The sequence below is a fragment of the Streptomyces sp. URMC 123 genome, from assembly GCF_051386515.1.
In the GTDB taxonomy this organism is placed as follows: Bacteria; Actinomycetota; Actinomycetes; order Streptomycetales; family Streptomycetaceae; genus Streptomyces.
This window is the reverse complement of sequence record NZ_JBPQTV010000133.1, coordinates 1-16,577: the sequence shown is the minus strand read 5'-3', so window position 1 is coordinate 16,577 and position 16,577 is coordinate 1. Positions and strand designations below refer to the sequence as shown.

The 16,577-nt window shown below is 73.6% G+C and carries 12 protein-coding genes; 4 read left to right on the top strand and 8 right to left on the bottom strand.

What is annotated here, in order from left to right; all coding sequences use genetic code 11:
* The 5 genes from ACSNOD_RS17160 to ACSNOD_RS17140 all read right to left on the bottom strand — a co-directional run.
* On the bottom strand, window positions 1-478 hold a 478-nt coding region (locus tag ACSNOD_RS17160; protein ID WP_436767822.1), incomplete at its 3' end, for a hypothetical protein.
* Window positions 479-889: 411 nt separating this feature from the next.
* On the bottom strand, window positions 890-1,288 hold the full coding sequence (locus ACSNOD_RS17155; protein ID WP_436767821.1) for a hypothetical protein: 399 nt from the start codon (window positions 1,286-1,288) through the stop codon (window positions 890-892).
* A 258-nt stretch (window positions 1,289-1,546) separates the two neighbouring features.
* Entirely contained in the window at window positions 1,547-1,819 is a 273-nt protein-coding gene (locus ACSNOD_RS17150) for a sigma factor-like helix-turn-helix DNA-binding protein (protein WP_436767820.1), read from the bottom strand.
* A 438-nt stretch (window positions 1,820-2,257) separates the two neighbouring features.
* Window positions 2,258-4,054 carry an MFS transporter gene (locus ACSNOD_RS17145; protein WP_436767819.1) on the bottom strand — a complete coding sequence of 599 codons (1,797 nt, stop codon included), beginning with the start codon at window positions 4,052-4,054 and terminating at the stop codon, window positions 2,258-2,260.
* 353 nt (window positions 4,055-4,407) lie between these two features.
* Complete coding sequence (locus ACSNOD_RS17140) at window positions 4,408-7,248, bottom strand: D-alanyl-D-alanine carboxypeptidase (protein WP_436767818.1); 2,841 nt, start codon at window positions 7,246-7,248, stop codon at window positions 4,408-4,410.
* Between the two features lie 154 nt (window positions 7,249-7,402).
* Between ACSNOD_RS17140 and ACSNOD_RS17135 the strand changes: the two genes are divergently transcribed.
* The 3 genes from ACSNOD_RS17135 (at window position 7,403) to ACSNOD_RS17125 (ending at window position 9,881) form a co-directional block, all read left to right on the top strand.
* Complete coding sequence (locus tag ACSNOD_RS17135) at window positions 7,403-8,158, top strand: GOLPH3/VPS74 family protein (RefSeq protein WP_436767817.1); 756 nt, start codon at window positions 7,403-7,405, stop codon at window positions 8,156-8,158.
* A gap of 457 nt (window positions 8,159-8,615) precedes the next feature.
* Entirely contained in the window at window positions 8,616-9,473 is an 858-nt protein-coding gene (locus tag ACSNOD_RS17130; protein WP_436767816.1) for a helix-turn-helix domain-containing protein, read from the top strand.
* A gap of 198 nt (window positions 9,474-9,671) precedes the next feature.
* Complete coding sequence (locus tag ACSNOD_RS17125) at window positions 9,672-9,881, top strand: DUF397 domain-containing protein (RefSeq protein WP_436767815.1); 210 nt, start codon at window positions 9,672-9,674, stop codon at window positions 9,879-9,881.
* Between the two features lie 151 nt (window positions 9,882-10,032).
* On the opposite strand, the gene ACSNOD_RS17120 is transcribed toward ACSNOD_RS17125, so the two are convergent.
* The 3 genes from ACSNOD_RS17120 to ACSNOD_RS17110 form a co-directional block, all read right to left on the bottom strand.
* A complete protein-coding gene (locus ACSNOD_RS17120) occupies window positions 10,033-11,169 on the bottom strand; it encodes an ADP-ribosylglycohydrolase family protein (RefSeq protein ID WP_436767814.1) in 1,137 nt (378 codons plus the stop codon).
* Between the two features lie 97 nt (window positions 11,170-11,266).
* On the bottom strand, window positions 11,267-13,861 hold the full coding sequence (locus tag ACSNOD_RS17115; protein WP_436767813.1) for a bifunctional FO biosynthesis protein CofGH: 2,595 nt from the start codon (window positions 13,859-13,861) through the stop codon (window positions 11,267-11,269).
* 83 nt (window positions 13,862-13,944) lie between these two features.
* Window positions 13,945-14,805, bottom strand: coding sequence for a TIGR03619 family F420-dependent LLM class oxidoreductase (locus ACSNOD_RS17110; protein ID WP_436767812.1), 861 nt, complete (start codon window positions 14,803-14,805; stop codon window positions 13,945-13,947).
* 153 nt (window positions 14,806-14,958) lie between these two features.
* On the opposite strand from ACSNOD_RS17110, the gene ACSNOD_RS17105 reads away from it, so the two are divergent.
* Window positions 14,959-16,488 (top strand): CehA/McbA family metallohydrolase, encoded by a 1,530-nt coding sequence (locus tag ACSNOD_RS17105; protein WP_436767811.1) that lies wholly within the window; start codon window positions 14,959-14,961, stop codon window positions 16,486-16,488.
* Window positions 16,489-16,577 lie beyond the last annotated feature (89 nt).

Below are 16,577 nucleotides of genomic sequence, written 5' to 3'. Positions count from 1 at the left end.
CGCATACGCGGGCGGGCGCCGCGCCCGGCACCGGCTCCGGCCCCCGCCCGCGTATGCGCGACCGCGAATAACCGAGGCCGGCGCCGTGGCCCCCGGGACCGGTCGTCCGATTCCCGTCGATCAGAAAGACGCAGAAGCCGTCGCCCGGCCCGGGAGCGAGCGCCGTCGCCGCGTCAGGCGGCGGCACCGCGCCACGCTCGCACGCGTAGTCGAAGGTCAGGGTGAACGCGAGCGAGGAGGGGAACGGCTGGTCGAGGAGGGCTGAGCCGGAGCGGTACGGGGCGTCCGGGGTCAGCCGGAGGCTGCCGTCGAGGCGCGCGCCGCCCGCGAGCCTCCAGTGCGGGTTCTCCGTGCGGTCCCCCGCGAACGATTCGACGACCGGGAACCGCAGTTCCGCGTCGGGCCGCGAGCAGGGCCCCGTACGGGGGCGGGCCCGGGAGCGACGACGGATGCTGAGGCCGGGCATCGGGTCCATCACGGTGTTCTCCTCCTCGGCCGGCTGCCGTTCGTGCCACGGGGCGCCACGGGGGGGTGAGGAACGGGCGCTCCCACCGCACGCGCCCCGAGGCTATGCAGCGGTCGATGCGGGGAGAGGGCCGAATCCGGTCGGGTCCGCGGTTGGCCGGTGACGGGCCCTGTCGGGACCCGGCCGGTCCGTGCTAGAGCGGGCGGTACGGAGTTGGTGCCGGTTTCCCGCCCGTACGCACCGAACGGTGCTCGCCCCGACAGCAGTACGGGGGCGGGGCGGGTGCCAACAGCAGTACGGGTCCGGGTCGGTGCCAACGGCAGTACTGGGCGACGCCGGTGCCAACGCGAGTACTGGGCGACGCCGTGCCAACGGCAGTACTGCGACGGTGACGGCCGCCGGCCCCCACAGCCGTACCGCCGCTCAGCAACCCCGCCCGATGCAGGACTGGTCGAAGACGACCTCTCCGTCGACGCTCCCCGTGGCCGTCACCTTGTCGATCCGCGGGTCCGAGCCCGTCGTCACCTCGGAGTCACCACCGAAGCGGACCCTCAGGGTCACCGGCTCGCCCTCCTGCGTCGTGCCCTTGCACAGGACGTTCAGGCCGCTGCTGGCACCCTCGCTCTCACAGGTCAGCTTGCCGTCGACCGGATGCCCGACGCGGTCGAAGGCGACCTTTCCCGCCTGGGCGCTCCCCGCACGGGCCACCGCGTCGGAAATGCCCTCGGTCGTCGTGCAGGCCGCGACGGCCATGGCGCCGAACGAGAGGACCGCGACCAGTACGGCCGACAGCGCGCCGTGCCGTGACGCGGGTGCCGTCATCGTGACCCCTTCGTGCCGAGGAACCGCCGTGCGCCCCTACCGCGCACGTGCTCGGCCCGAGCCGTACGCGCGGCCGCGCCGGCCCCCACCCTCCGTACTGGCGCCGCTCACGGGCTCCGCGGCGCGCCGCCCGTGCCGTCACACTCCACCGGATGGACGCGGGCCCCCGCCGCCCGCGGGCACCGGTCGCGGGCGAGAGGGGCGAGGGCGAGAGGGGCGAGGGATACGACGGTCACGCGGCAACGACAGGCGTGGCGGTCACGGGGCCACGCCCCGCTCGGCCAGCGCCAGCCGGAACGCCCGCAGCGCGCCATTGAGCCGCGCCGCGACGGTTCCGGGCGGCACGCCGAGCGCCCGGGCGGCCTCCCGCACCGTACGGCCGCCGAAGTACGTGGCGGTGAGCGCCGCGCGCTGGCCCTCCGGGAGCGAGCGCAGCGCGTCCTCCAGTACGGGGCGAGCGGCGGCCAGCGGGCCGCCCCAGCCGCGGCCTCGCGCCGTACGGACGCGGTCGTCGGCCCCGACGGCCCGCACGCCATGCGCGACCGTGTCGGCGGGGGTGCTTCGGCCAGTCCTGTCAGCCGGACCAGCCCTGCCGGCTCGACCAGTCCTGTCGACCGCGCCGGTTCGGCCAGTCCTGTCGGTCAGGCCATGGGGGCGGAACGCTGGATGCGGGTCCATGTCCGACTCCCCCTACGGCGCTCGTCCGGCGGCCGGGGCGCCCCGTACGGCGGCCGACCCGGTGTGGTGTCCGTGCTCCGGAGCGCGCGCGTGGGCAGCTGGGCCCGCGCGACATGGGTCCGGCACGACGAGCGAGCCGTGTCCCGGCGCGGTCCGGAGGACGGACTCTACAAGGAACCTCGCCTTCCGCGCCCCGCACATCGGCCAAACCCGCATGCCCGATCACGTGACGTGACGCGGTACGCGAACCCCGTGGCCCGCCGAAAACCCCTGGCCCGCGGCCAACCGCCGCTACCGCGGACAGGCCGTGCCGCGCGGCAGCTGGTACGGCGCCGCCAGCCGGTACGTCCCCGCCCTGGGCGCGTGCAGCCGCGTCCACTCGTCCCCCGACGCGTCCTCGGGCGCCTGGGTCAGGCAGCCGAACCGGTTGTCGAAGCCCTTGCCGTCCGCGCGCGGCTCCGGCGGCTCGACGCCGTTGCCCTTCTCGTCGACGAGCCCGAGCCACGGCGAGTACGCCACGCGGATCAGCACCTCGCCGGCGGCCGGCACGGTGAGCGTGAGTTTGCCCGCCTCCGCCCGCTCCACGACGGCGGGCGGGTCGGCGAGCGGGGTCGGGTCGGCGACCCGGTAGAGCTTCCAGTTGGCGTTCGACCAGATCTGCTCCAGGTACGGCTGCCGATCGGTGACGATCTTCGCCTCGGCGACGGCCGCGCCGTCCGGCTCGCCCGCCGGCAGCACGACGTAGCGCACCGCCCACCGCTTGAGCCAGAGGTGGTAGCTCTCCGGCGTGAGCGAGCCGTCGTAGAACAGCGGGTTCCGCTCGGTGTCGGCCTGCCGGTTCCAGCCGCGGGCGAGATTGACGTACGGGGCCAGCGCGGACGCCTCGCGGTGGCTGCGGGCCGGCACGACCTCGACCCGGCCGCGGTGCGCGTCCACCTGCTTCAACTGGTCGACCAGCGGTGCGAGCTGCCGCGCCCAGGACGCGGCGGGCCGGGTGTGGACGATGTCGTCGACCGTCTTGACCGACTGCCAGGTCGTCACCCCGACGAGGGCCACGACCAGCGCGTACCAGGGCCGGGACCGCGGCACGGCCCACGGCAGCGCGGCGGCGAAGGCCGCGCCGGCGAAGAGCAGCGCGACCCGGGTGACGTTGCTGCCCACCTGCGAGTCGACGGCCCAGGTCAGCAGCACCCCGAGGGCGTAGATCGCCGCTCCGACCCGCACGGTGCGCCACCGCTTGGGCGAGCAGAGCAGCGCGATCACCGAGAAGAGCACCGGCAGCGACGCCGTGCCCAGCGACATCGGCTGGGTGCCGGAGAAGGGGAAGAACAGCGCGGAGGCGCCGACGACCAGGCAGGGGGTGATGCCGAGGGCGAACGCGGCGGGGCGGCGCCCGGTCAGGAAGAGCGCGGCGGCGACGACGCCGACGAACAGCCCGGCCACCGGGCTGCCGGCCGTCGCCAGGCCGGCCAGCAGCGCCGCGGCGGCTCCGCGGCCGTACCAGCGGGCGGGGGCCGGGGGCCGGTTGCGGGGGCGGCAGAAGACGACGGCGACGGCCGCCAGGGCGAACATCAGCCCGAGCCCGAACGTCACCCGCCCGGAGATCGCGTTGCACAGCAGGCCGAACGTCCCGACGAGCGCGGGGAGCAGCGGCCGTTTCACCCCGCCGCCGCGCGCCAGGATCAGCGCGAGCAGCCCGCAGGAGAGCGTCCCGGCGATCATCATGGTGGTCCGCACGCCCAGGACGGACATCAGATGCGGCGAGATCACGCTGTACGAGACGGGGTGCATGCCGCCGTACCAGGCGAGGTTGTACGCCGAGTCCGGGTTCTGTCCGACGAACTCCGCCCAGGCGTCCTGGGCGGCGAGGTCGCCGCCGCTGTTGGCGAAGACCATGAACCAGAGGACGTGCGCGAGGGCGGCGACGGCCAGGGTGGTGCCGACGGGCCGCTCGGCGAGCAGGGAGCCGAGGCGGCGCAGGCGCCCGGCGGGCCGGCCCCCGGGCGCGCCCTCGTCCGGAGCGGTCACGGGTATGCCGCCCACGGCGCCGTCGCCGTCATCGGCGCGCGTCGACTCCACGCTGGTCACTGTGGCTCTCCCCGTCGTTCCCCCGGCGGCTTCCCGCCGACTGCGTACCACCCCGCCGGAACGCGGTTCCCGGCCGGGCCACCAATGGCGACATGCCCGGGATTCGCCCGATACGGGCGGACAAGGCGGGGCGGCCTTGTGACGCTAGCACGCGGCGGCCTCCGGCCCGGTTGCGGCCCTGCCGCGTGGCCGTCCCGTGTCCGCCGCCCGGTCACCGGCGCGGGGCCCACGTCGTATGAAGGCCAGGGCCCACGTCGTACGGAGCGCGCCTCCCCCACAGACGACGGAACCGGAACCTCCAGGAGGTTCCGGTTCCGTCGGCGAGCTGTTGTCCGCGGTGTGCCGAGGTGCCGTCAGGCGATCCGGGTGAGCTTGTCACCGATGCCGGGCGACGCCAGGTCCTTCTGGAGCGCCACCGGAACCTCCGCCCGGCCGGGGCCGCTGCCCACGGTCAGCGCGCCGACCTCGGTGCCGGCCTTCGCCTCGTGCGGCAGGCTCTTGCCGTTCTTGGTGAGCTCCAGCTTCAGCTTCAGCCCGCCCCAGCCGACGGCCGTGAGGTCCTTCGTGGCCACGACCGGCGTCCGGCCGCCCAGGCCGTCGTCCACGTAGCCCACGACATCGCCCTTCTTCACCACGGGGGCGGAGGTCAGGGCCTTCTGCACGGACTCGATCATCTTGTAGCTGTTCTTCTTCACCAGCGCCAGGTGGGCGTTGGGGTCCGTGCTGTTGGCCCGCTGGGCCATGGTCACGCCGAGGATCAGCTGCTCCTTGCCGTCGAGCGTCCGCTTGGCCGCCCACATCAGCGCACCGCCGGCCGGACCGCTCGAACCGGTCTTGATGCCGAGGCCGCCGGGGTTGTTCACCAGCAGCTCGTCGTTGTTGTTGAAGATCCGCTCGGAGAGGCCGGGGATCTCGGCGTTGGGCATCTTCACGATGCCCCGGAAGACCTCGTCCTTCATGACCTCCTCGGCCAGCTTGAGCTGGTCGACCGCCGTACTGACGGTCGACGACTCGAGACCGCTGGGGTCGGTGTAGGTCGTGTTGGTCATCCCCAGGTCCTTGGCCGCGTCGTTCATCTTCTTCGCGAACTCTTCGACGGACTTGGCGTCCCAGCGGGCGAGCTGGCGGGCGACGTTGTTGCCGGACGGGATCAGCAGCATCTGGAGCATCTGGTGCTCGGTAAAGGTCTGCCCCGCCTTGAGCTTCAGCCGCGACTCGTCCTTGGCGTCGGACTCCTTCTCGGCCTGCTCGTCGATGGTGATCTTCTCGCCCTGCTCCCCCTTCTTCAGGGGGTGGTTCTTGAGGATCACATAGGCGGTCATGACCTTGGCGACGCTCGCGGTCGGCACGGGCTTCTGCTCGCCGAAGGTGCCGAGGTCGGCCACGCCGGCGACCTTGGCCGCGCCCTGGCCGTGGTCGGGCCAGGGCATGGTGAAGGGCTCGCCGCCGAAGGTGTACGAGGTCTTGTCGCCGATCGCAAACGACGGGTCGGGCAGCGGCCGCACCAGCTGGACCACCGCGAAGATGATCAGCAGCAGGAGGACGAGCGGAGTCCAGATCTTGACCCGGCGCACGGCCGTACGGACCGGGGTCTCCGGGGGCGGCGGGGTGTTGGTCAGCTGCGCCAGCAGGTCCAGCGGCGCCGGCGGCTCGGTGGCGGTGTCACCGGGCAGCGGCTGCTGCCGGGTCCGCTCGGCGTCCGCGGTGGCGGAGGCCGCGGCGGGCGCGGCGGCGGACGTCTTCGGGGACGCCGAGGCCGGGGCGGAGCCCGTCGCGGGCGCCGTGACCTTGCCGGCCGGCGGCGCGGCGGCCGCGGTCGCCCCGGAGGGCTTCCCGGCGGGCTTCGCGGAGGAGGCGGCCGGGGCGCCGGACGCCGCGGCGGGCGGGGTCGGCTTCCTGAGCCGGGTGGTCTGCTGGCCGGTCGCCGAGGGCGCGCCGGGCTGCCCGGGCACGGGCCGGGTGGTCGCCGCGCTCGGCTCGGGCTTGCGCGGGGCCTGCTCGGCCGGCTTCAGCGGTACGAACTGGCTGGTCCGCTCGGAGTCCGACTCGGTACGGGACGGGCGGGCGGCCGCACCGGACGGCTTGGCGCCGGAGGGCTCCGCTCCGGACGGCTCGGTGCCCGCCTCGGCGCCGCCGGCGGCCCGGGGCGCGGAGGTCCCACCCGGGCGGTTGGCCCAGGCGGGCGCGGCCGGCGCGGCGGCACCGGAGGACTTGCCAGGCGTGTCGGACGCGCCAGGCGTGCCGGCCTTGCCGGAGCCGGTGGTTCCGCCGGTGGTTCCGCCGGCGGTGGAGGAGGAAGCGGTCCGCTCGCCGGTGGGGCGTACGGCCTTGAAGACGGCGGTCGGCTGGTCGACGGGCGGCTTCGACGGGGCGTCGGACGGCGTGGAGGCACGGTTCTTCTCGTCCCCGCGCGGCTCCGAGCGCCGGTCGGCCGACGGTCCCTGGGGGCTCGTGGCGCCCTTGGCGGCGGCCGGGGAGCCCTTGGTGGCGGCCTCGGTGGCCTTGCCGGACCCGGCGTCGCGGGACGCCGTGGGCGCGGCCGACGCCTCGTCCGGCGCCGTCGACGCCTTCGGGGCCTGTGCGGCCTTGCGTGCCTCGGACGGGTCCGACAGCCGCGCCGGCTCGGCCGGCTCGGCGGAGGACTTGGCAGAGGGCTTGGCGGACGGCTCGGCGGCAGAACCGGACTTGCCCGTCGCGGCGCCCGCGCTCGGCGCGCCGGCCGCGGGCTTCGCGTCCGGCTCCTCGGACCCCTCCGGCTCCGTGCTCTTCACCCATGCCTCGACGGCGGCGCGCAGCCGCGCGTCGCCCTTCTCGGGCTCCAGGCCCGCCAGGGGATCGGCACCCGCGCCGTCGTCCCCGGCGCTGTCCGTGCCGTCCTCGGCGTCGCCCCGGCCCTTGCCACCGGCAGCCGCGGCCGTACCAGCCGCGCCGGCCTTCTCGGAGGCGTCGTTCTTCGCAGAAGCGTCGGCCTTCTCGGCGGCGTCGGCCTTCTCGGCCGCGCCCTCCTCGCGGGACGCTCCGGGCGCGTCGCTCTTACGAGACGCACCGGCCGTCCCCGTCGACGCCTCGCCCGGATCGGGCTTCTCCCGGGGAACGGCGAGCCGTGGATCACGTTCGCCGCGAGCCGTCTCCCCCGACGACTTCTGCTGCTCCGACATGTCGGGGGACTCGCCCGCCACCGATGCCTCCTTCATACGCCAGCTCCAACAGTGTCCAGCTCACCACACCTGGCCCACGTGCTAGACGAGAACGACATACCTACCGGTTCCCGTACGAAGCAACCACGCGGTCTCGACAGATGAATGTGAGAGGGGTCACCCTGTCATTCATCCACGCGGGGAGGCATGGATGGGCAGGAGCCGCAGAACACTTCCGGAGGAGCTTCTGCTGCTCGCCTTGGACCCGGCCACGGGAACAACGGCGCAGCCGCAGTCGCTCGACCTCGGTCTTGCCGGGGCGCAGCTCGTGGAGCTGGCTCTGGCAGGACGGATAGCCCCTGACGGGGATCGTATCGCCGTGGTGCTGCCACGGCCGACAGGAGATCCGACTCTGGACTCCGCTCTCGAGCTGCTGCGCCGCCGCGGCAGCCCGGTGCGGGCGGTCCACTGGATCGGCGGGCCCCGGCTGGGGCTGCGCCAGACGTATCTCACGCATCTGGAGCGGTGCGGCATGGTGCACGCCGTGGCCGGCCAGATGTGCGGGGTGCTGCCGACGACTCGCTATCAGGCGACGGACACGGCGATCAGCCGGGAGATCAGGGCCCGGCTGGACAGCGCGATCCGCACCGGTGTGCCGCCGGACCCGCGGACCGCGGCGCTCGCCGCGCTGGCCCACGCGGTCGGCCTCGGCAAGCACCTCTACCCCGGGAACGAGGGGCGGTCCTGCCGCTCCCGGCTCCGGGACCTGATCCGGCACGACCCCATGGGCGGACTGGTCGCGCACGCCGTGATGGATGTGCAGAACGGTGTGGCGGCCCAGCCGAGGCGGGCGCCCGCGGCGACCGCCGGACGCCCGCCGGGCCGGACGCCCACGGCGGAGTCGGCCACGGTTCCGGTCCAGGTCACGGCCCGGCGAGGGGCCATGGCGCGGGCCGTCGCGCACTGATCGGTCACGCACTGATCGGTCACGCACTGATCGGTCACGCACTGATCGATCGCGCACCGATCGCCCCGGCCTGGGCACTCCCGGGCCGCCCCCGGCCCGGTCCGCCGATGCCGGTCCCCCTCACGGGGGCGCACACCCTCACCCCGACCCTCTTCACCCTCGACGACCCTCCTGACACCTCTCGACCCACTCACGACACGCTCCGTCGATCACGGGACCCCCGTCGGCGGAGCACCGCTCCATCGCACGGTCGCTCCACCGCACATCGCTGAATCGCGCGCGGAGTGGCGCGCCGGCCGCTTCGGACGACGGCCGGCCCGTCGCTCCGCGCCGCCCTGCGCACGTACGCCGCAGCCCGCCAACTCCCGGGCTTTACCTGTCATTTCCCAGCGCCATACGGACCCGGGGTGGCAGTCTGCTGAACACACAGCAGTACAAAGCCGGAGGTGCAGTCCCCGTGGCGTCCAACGTCAATCCCACCGTCAGACGGCGCCGGTTGGGCCAGGAGCTGCGCAGGCTCCGCGAGCTCAAGGGCATGACGGCCGAGGAGGTGGCGGAGCGGCTGCTGGTCTCGCAGTCCAAGATCAGCCGCTTGGAGAACGGCCGCCGCAGCATCAGTCAGCGCGATGTCCGCGACCTCTGCGGGGTCTACGAGGTGGACGACCACCGCATCGTGGACTCGCTGATGCAAATGGCGAAGGACTCTCGGCAGCAGGGCTGGTGGCACGCCTTCGGCGACATCCCGTACAGCGTCTACATCGGCCTGGAGACGGACGCCGCGTCGCTGCGCGTCTACGAGCCGCAGATCGTGCCCGGCCTCCTCCAGACCCGGCCGTACGCCGAGGCGGTGGTGGCCGGCGCGCTGCCGGAGGCGACCCCCGCCGACATCGAGAAACGGGTCCAGGTGCGGATGCGCCGCCAGGAGCGCGTGCACGCCCCCGAGCAGGCGCTGCGACTGTGGGCCGTTCTTGACGAATCGGCTCTGCGCCGGGTCGTGGGCAACCGGCACATCATGCGGGAGCAGCTGGAGTACCTCGTCGAGCTGTCGCGGCTGCCCCATGTCACCGTGCAGGTGATGCCGTTCCGGATGGGCGCCCACCCGGGGGTGAACGGCCAGTACGCCATCCTGGAGTTCCCGGACGCCACCGACTCCAGCGTGGTCTATCTGGAGGGCGTGACCAGCGACCTCTATCTGGAGAAGGCGCACGACGTGCAGAGCTACAGCATGATGTACGAGCATCTGCGGGCCCAGGCGCTCAGCGCCGACCAGACACGGGAGTTCATCGCCGAGGTGGCCAAGGAGTACGCCCGCTGAACGGGCTCCGCGGGGGGCTGCGGGAGAAAGAGACCGCACGGTACACCTTCCCCCGGTCCGCGGGGAAGAGCTACCTGGAATATGCCATCCGGTCGAGTGAATCAATCCTTCGCGGCGGGAAGTTGGCGAGTAGCGTCGATCACGCCTTCACAGAACAACGTTGGCGCCCTCACCAACCCGGCAAAAAGCGGAGTAGACATGGCAATTCAGCAAGGCGCGACGGACACCTGGACCAAGTCCTCGTACTCGGCCGGAAATGGCGCGTGCGTCGAGGTCAAGTCCCCTGTCGCCACCACCGTCGCGGTGCGCGACTCCAAGGACCCGCAGGGGCCGGCTCTCGCTTTCCGCCCCGAATCCTGGACGGAGTTCGTCCGGGAAGTCAGCAGTGGGTCTTTCGACCTGGACTGAGAATTCCCCCCACGCAACCACACGGCGTCACAACGCCGTACACAGAGCCCTCTCGACTGGCCCGCCGTCCCGGCCGAGAGGGCTCGCCCATTTCCCGCTTTATCGGAAACCCGCCCCTTTTCGGGTGCGATCCGCTCCCGGCGGGGCGCCGTCAGGCGCGGGGGTAGCGGGCCAGCCAGCCCGGGGCCGAGGCGCCGGGTCCGTGCAGGGACGCCCCCTGGGTCATCTCCATGGCGAAGTCGTCGGCCATCTCCAGGATCGTGCCCCGGCCCTCCACCTCCGCCAGCCAGCCCGCCGGCAGCGCGGTCTCCCCGTGCAGCGCGCCCAGCAGATTGCCGCAGACGGCGCCGGTGGAGTCGGAGGGCCCGCCGTGGTTGACGGCGAGCAGCAGCCCGTGGCGTACGTCCTCGGCGACCAGGGCGCAGTAGACGCCGACGGCGAGCGCGGCGTCGGCGGCCCCGCCCTCCCCCAGGGACTCCACCCGGGCGGCCGTGGGCGGGCCCTGGCGCACGGCCCCCAGGGCGCGCTGGAGGGCGTCGCGGGTGTCCTCGTGGCCGGGGCGGTCGGCGAGCAGGGCAAGGGCGTGCCGGACGGCGCTGTCGAGGGTGTCGCCCCGGGCCAGGCCGTGCACGATCACCGCGAAGGCGGCGGCGGCCAGGCCGGCCGTCGGATGGCCATGGGTCTGGGTGGCGCACTCCAGCGCCAGTTGGAACACCAGCTGCGGCTCCCAGCCGACCAGCAGCCCGAAGGGGGCCGAGCGCGTCACCGCGCCGCAGTCCTTGGCGTCGGGGTTCTTGGGGTGGTCGAGCGTCCCCATGGTGGCGTCGCCGAGCCCGGTCAGACAGGCGCGGCCGGGGGATCGGCGGGCGTAGAGCCACTCCTCGCGGGCGAGCCAGCCGTCGGTCTCGCGCCGCTCGTCGGGCCCCCAGTCGCGCTGGGTGGCGGCCCAGCGCAGATACGCCCGATGGACGTCGGTGGGCGGGTGCCAGGCGCCGGTGTCCCGCCGCACCTGGGCCCGTATGAGGCCGTCGACGGTGAAGAGCGTCAGCTGGGTGTCGTCGGTGACGGCGCCGCGCCGCCCGTGGGCCGGTACGTAGTCGGCGAGGCCGTCCGGGCCGTGCGCCGCGCGGATCTCGGCGAGCGAGGCGGACGCGACGCCCGCCCCGAGGGCGTCACCGATCGCCCCGCCCAGCAGGCATCCGCGCACCCGGCTGCGGAAGTCCTGCTGATCGGCGCGCCCCCACACGGCCGCGGCCGTTGCGCTCACTGCCCCTCCCGAACCCATCATCATCCGGTCAGTAACCGCCTGGCGCAGCACTGTAATCGACCACGAACGATCGCTACCGGGGCGCGAGGGGAATGTGAGCGACGCGACGATCAGGCTCTCAGCTCTCCAGGACCGGCAGCAGCTCCGGAAGGTGGCCGTCCGACGCCAGGGCGGCCGCCACCCGCTCCTGGGGCACCTCGCCATAGGTGGTCGTCCGCGGCCGGGCCGGCCGGCCCGCCGCGTCCGCTATGGCGACGAGGTCCCGGATCGAGCGGTAGGAGCCGTAACGGGAGCCGGCCATTCGAGAGATGGTCTCCTCCATCAGCGTGCCGCCCAGGTCGTTGGCGCCCGAGCGGAGCATCTCGGCGGCGCCCTCCGCGCCCAGCTTGACCCAGCTCGTCTGGATGTTGGTGATGTGCGGGTGGAGCAGCAGCCGGGCCATGGCGGTCACCGCCCGGTTGTCGCGGACCGTGGGGCCGGGCCGGGCGATGCCGGCCAGATAGACCGGGGCGTTGGTGTGGATGAAGGGCAGCGTGACGAACTCGGTGAAGCCGCCCGTCTCCTGCTGGAGCTCGGCGAGCTTGCGGAAGTGCCCGAGCCAGTGCCGCGGCTGGTCCACGTGCCCGTACATCATCGTGGAGGAGGAGCGCAGCCCCACCTCGTGCGCGGTCCTGACGACGTCGATCCAGGTGGCCGTCGGCAACTTGCCCTTGGTGAGGACCCAGCGGACCTCGTCGTCGAGGATCTCCGCGGCGGTGCCCGGGATGGAGTCGAGCCCGGCCTCCTTGGCGGCGATGAGCCATTCGCGCACGGACATGCCGGTGCGCGTGGCGCCGTTGACGACCTCCATCGGCGAGAACGCGTGCACATGCATGCCCGGCACGCGCTCCTTCACCGCCCGCGCGATGTCGAAGTAGGCGGTGCCCGGCAGATCCGGGTGGATGCCGCCCTGCATGCACACCTCGACCGCGCCCACCTCCCACGCCTGCTCGGCCCGGTCGGCCACCTGGGACAGCGACAGGGTGTAGGCGTCGGCGTCCGTACGGCGCTGGGCGAAGGCGCAGAACCGGCAGCCGGTGTAGCAGACATTGGTGAAGTTGATGTTGCGGGTGACGATGTACGTGACCTCGTCCCCGACGACATCGCGGCGCAGCTCGTCGGCGATGCGGCACAGGGCGTCCAGGGCCGGCCCGTCGGCGTGCAGCAGGGCGAGCGCCTGCGGGTCGGTCAGCCGCGTCGGGTCGTCGGCCGCCCGCGCGAGGGCCTCGCGCACATCGGCGTCGATCCGGGACGGCACCATGCCGGGCGCGGCAGCCTCCCGCAGCGCCTCCCAGTCGCCGTAGACCTCGTCGAAGTCCTCGCGCCGGTCGGAGGCGCGGCCCTCGGTGTCGATCGCGCGGTGCAGATCCGTACGACCGCTGGCGGCGAACGCCTCCTCGGGCTCCTGCCAGGGGCGGCCCTCCACCACGGCGTCCTCGCGCGCCAGACCGGTGGCCGGGTCCGCCAGGGCGCGCACGTGCGGCAGCAGCCGGGGGTCGAGCCACGGCTCGCCGCGCCGCACGAACTCGGGGTAGACCGCGAGGCGTTCCCGCAGCCGGAAGCCGGCGGCCGCGCTGTGCTCGGCGAGCTCCTCGATCAGCGGCCAGGGCCGCTCGGGGTTGACGTGGTCGGGGGTGACCGGCGAGACGCCGCCCCAGTCGTCGATGCCCGCGCCGATCAGCCGCGCGTACTCGGAGTCGACGAGGTTGGGCGGGGCCTGGAGGCAGGCGGCGGGCCCCATGATGTGGCGGGCGACGGCGACGGTGGCGACCAGCTCGTCCAGCTCCGCGTCCGGCATGCCGCGCATCGCCGTGTCCGGCTTGGCGCGGAAGTTCTGCAGGATCAGCTCCTGAATGCCGTGGTAGGCACGGGAGACGCGGCGCAGGGCGAACAGCGACTCGGCGCGCTCCTCGTACGTCTCCCCGATCCCGATCAGCAGGCCGCTGGTGAAGGGGACGGAACTGCGGCCGGCGTCCTCCAGGACGCGCAGCCGCACGGCCGGCTCCTTGTCCGGGGAGCCGTGGTGCGGACCGCCCGGCTCGCTCCACAGCCGCGTCGCCGTGGTCTCCAGCATCATGCCCATCGACGGGGCGACGGGCTTGAGCCGCTGGAAGTCCGTCCAGGACAGCACGCCGGGGTTGAGGTGGGGCAGGAGACCGGTCTCCTCCAGAATGCGGATCGCCATGGCCCGGACGTACGCGATGGTGTCGTCGTACCCCTCCGCCTCCAGCCACTCGCGCGCCTCGGGCCAGCGGTCCTCGGGCTTGTCCCCCAGCGTGATCAGGGCTTCCTTGCAGCCGAGTTCGGCGCCCCGGCGGGCGATGGCCAGCACCTCGTCCGGGGACAGGTACATCCCGTGCCCGGCGCGGCGCAGCTTGCCGGGCACGGTGGCGAACGTGCAGTAGTGGCACCGGTCCCGGCACAGCCGGGTCAGCGGGATGAAGACGCTCTTGGAGTAGGTGATGACGCCGGGGCGGCCGGCGGCCGCCAGCCCCGCGTCGCGCACGCGGGCCGCCGACGCGCACAGGTCGTCGAGGTCCGCGCCGCGCGCCTGGAGCAGCACCGCCGCCTCCGCGGTGTCCAGCGCCACCCCGTCGCGCGCTCGGCGCAGCGCCCGCCGCATGGCATTGGCGGTCGGGGCGGACTGCTCGGGCGGAGGCGCGCTGCTGTTCATGCTCCGAAGGATACGAGCGGGCACCGACAACGCTTGGTGACGGGGCGTGCGGCATCCCTCACAGCGGCATCCCGCGATATCTCTCACAGGTACTGGGCATACGCGTCCAGCGTGCGCAGCACGTCCGCCTCCTCGGCCGGGGGCACCGTGACCACGACCTCCTCCACGCCCAGGTCCCGGTAGTGGGCGAGCTTTCCGGCGGTGGGCTCCACGCCGTAGGGGACGATGTGCAGTGCCCGCGGGTCCCGGCCCGCCTCCTCCCACACGCGGCGCAGTTCCGGAAGGGCGGCCTCCAGACCGCCGCCACCGATCGGCAGCCAGCCGTCGGCGTACTCCGCGATATGGGCGAACAGCTTGGGCCCGGCCGACCCGCCGATCAGCGTCCGGGGCCCGACCAGCGGGTCGGCGCCCTTGCGGTCGCGGGGCTGCTGCACCGGCTTGGGGTGGACGTGACTGGCCTGGACGGAGCCGAACTCGCCCTCGAAGGCGGTCGGCTCCTCCGCCCACAGGGCGCGCATCAGGGCCATCCGCTCACGGCACAGCTCGCGGCGGGTGGACCACCGCACGCCGTGGTCGGCGGCCTCCTCGACGTTCCAGCCGTAGCCGATGCCGAAGGTGAACCGGCCGCCGGAGAGGAAGTCCAGCGAGGCGACCTGCTTGGCCAGATCGATCGGGTCGTGCTGGGCGACAAGGCTGATGCCGGTGCCCAGGGCGAGCCGCTCGGTGACCGCCGCTGCCTGGGCGAGGGCCACGAACGGGTCGAGCGTACGGGCGTACCAGCGGGGCAGCGGCTCGCCGGCGGGGAAGGGCGTGGTGCGGCTGGTGGGGATGTGGGTGTGCTCGGGGACATAGAGGCCGGCGAAGCCGCGCTGCTCCAGCTCGACCGCGAGCCGGGTGGGCCGGATGGTCTCATCGGTCAGAAAGAGGGTGACTGCGATCCGCATCGAGCTCAACTCCTGGGGTCGACCGGGCCGGGCTGCCCGTATGTTCTCCCACCCGCCGACCGGTTATCCACAGGGCTTTCCGGCCGAGTCACTCGCGCGTACAACGGTGTCACGGGTGTCGCACGGCACCGTCGTCCCACACGGGGAGCTCTCATGCAACGACCGCGACGACGCGATGTGCTCCGGCTGACGGCTGTCGCCGGTACGGCGGGTGTGCTTACCCTCGATACCGTGACGTTCGCGCGCGCGGCCGAGGCGAGGAACGGGGACGAGACCCGGACGATCACCGGTCATCTGCCGACCGGCTCGCCCGACTTCGTCCACCTCCCGGTGGAGGTCGGCGAGGGGGTGCGGGAGATCGCCGTGTCGTACCGCTACGACAGGCCGACCGTCCCCGCCGGCACCCAGGGCAACGCCTGTGACATAGGAATCTTCGACGAGCGGGGCACGGAGCTGGGCGGTCGCGGCTTCCGCGGCTGGTCGGGCGGGGCCCGCTCGGAGTTCTCGATCAGCGCGGAGCGGGCGACGCCGGGCTATCTGCCGGGCCCCGTCCGACCCGGCCGGTGGCATGTCGTGCTCGGCCCCTACACCGTGGCACCCCAGGGGATGGACTACGAGGTGACCGTCACCCTGCGCCGCGGACCCGCGGGGCAGACACCGGAGCCGGTGTTCCCGCCCGAGCGGGCCGGAGGGCGCGGCAGGGCCTGGTACCGCGGGGACTGCCATCTGCACACCGTGCACTCCGACGGGCAGCGCACCCCCGCCGAGGTGGCCGCCGCGGCCCGCGCGGCGGGGCTGGACTTCATCACCACCACCGAGCACAACACCTCCTCGGGGCATCGCGCCTGGGAGGGGCTGTGGGGCGACCACCCCGACGGTGAGCTGCTGATCCTCACCGGCGAGGAGGTCACCACCCGCAACGGTCATGTGCTGGCGCTGGGGATCGACCCCGGGGTGTTCATCGACTGGCGCTATCGCGCGCGGGACGGCGTCTTCGGCCGCTTCGCGGACCGTATCCGCCGGGCGGGCGGACTGGTGGTGCCCGCCCACCCGCACGGCACCTGCGTCGGATGCAACTGGAAGTTCGGATTCCAGGAGGCGGACGCGGTCGAGGTGTGGAACGGCGCCTACGGACCGGACGACGAGGCGTCCGTGGCCGGCTGGGACAACACGCTGGTGGCGGCCGTACGGGGGCGGCGTGGCTGGATACCGGCGATGGGCAACAGCGACGCGCACCGCGAGCCGCAGCCCGTGGGCAGCCCCCAGACCGTGGTGCTGGCCGACGAGCTGTCCCGGCGGGCGATCCTGGCGGGGCTGCGGGCGGGGCGGAGCTGGATCGCCGAGTCCTCGGCGATCGGACTGACGTTCCGCGCGCTGGACGGCCGGGGGCGGCACGCGGGCATCGGCGAGCGGCTGCGGGTGGACGCCGGGGCCGAGGTGACGGTCCGGCTGGAGGTGACCGGCGGACCCCCGAACGGGCCGGTGCGCTTCATCACCGATCAGGGCCAGCTCTACGCCACCGCGCTGCCGGCCACCGGTTCGGGCACGGTGGAGTGGCGGACGACGGCGCGGTACGCGGCGTATGTGCGGGCGGAGGTGCGGCACGCTGCCGACGGGCCGATACCGGGGCTGCCGGGGCCCATGGCGGCGATGACCAATCCGGTCTTCCTCGGCGAGGAGTGACCGCTCGGGGCCCGGCGCGCGGCTTCGCCGGGGACGGGCCGTGGCGCTCCGCCTCGCCGGGCCGGCCCCGAGGGGCCGATGCGGGCGGC

Bases quoted from the DNA above. Each gene is read 5' to 3' on its own strand.
- ACSNOD_RS17155 (WP_436767821.1), bottom strand. From the start codon at position 1,288: ATGACGGCACCCGCGTCACGGCACGGCGCGCTGTCGGCCGTACTGGTC.
- ACSNOD_RS17135 (WP_436767817.1), top strand. From the start codon at position 7,403: ATGGGCAGGAGCCGCAGAACACTTCCGGAGGAGCTTCTGCTGCTCGCC.
- ACSNOD_RS17105 (WP_436767811.1), top strand. From the start codon at position 14,959: ATGCAACGACCGCGACGACGCGATGTGCTCCGGCTGACGGCTGTCGCC.
- ACSNOD_RS17115 (WP_436767813.1), bottom strand. From the start codon at position 13,861: ATGAACAGCAGCGCGCCTCCGCCCGAGCAGTCCGCCCCGACCGCCAAT.
- ACSNOD_RS17140 (WP_436767818.1), bottom strand. From the start codon at position 7,248: ATGAAGGAGGCATCGGTGGCGGGCGAGTCCCCCGACATGTCGGAGCAG.
- ACSNOD_RS17120 (WP_436767814.1), bottom strand. From the start codon at position 11,169: ATGATGGGTTCGGGAGGGGCAGTGAGCGCAACGGCCGCGGCCGTGTGG.
- ACSNOD_RS17125 (WP_436767815.1), top strand. From the start codon at position 9,672: ATGGCAATTCAGCAAGGCGCGACGGACACCTGGACCAAGTCCTCGTAC.
- ACSNOD_RS17110 (WP_436767812.1), bottom strand. From the start codon at position 14,805: ATGCGGATCGCAGTCACCCTCTTTCTGACCGATGAGACCATCCGGCCC.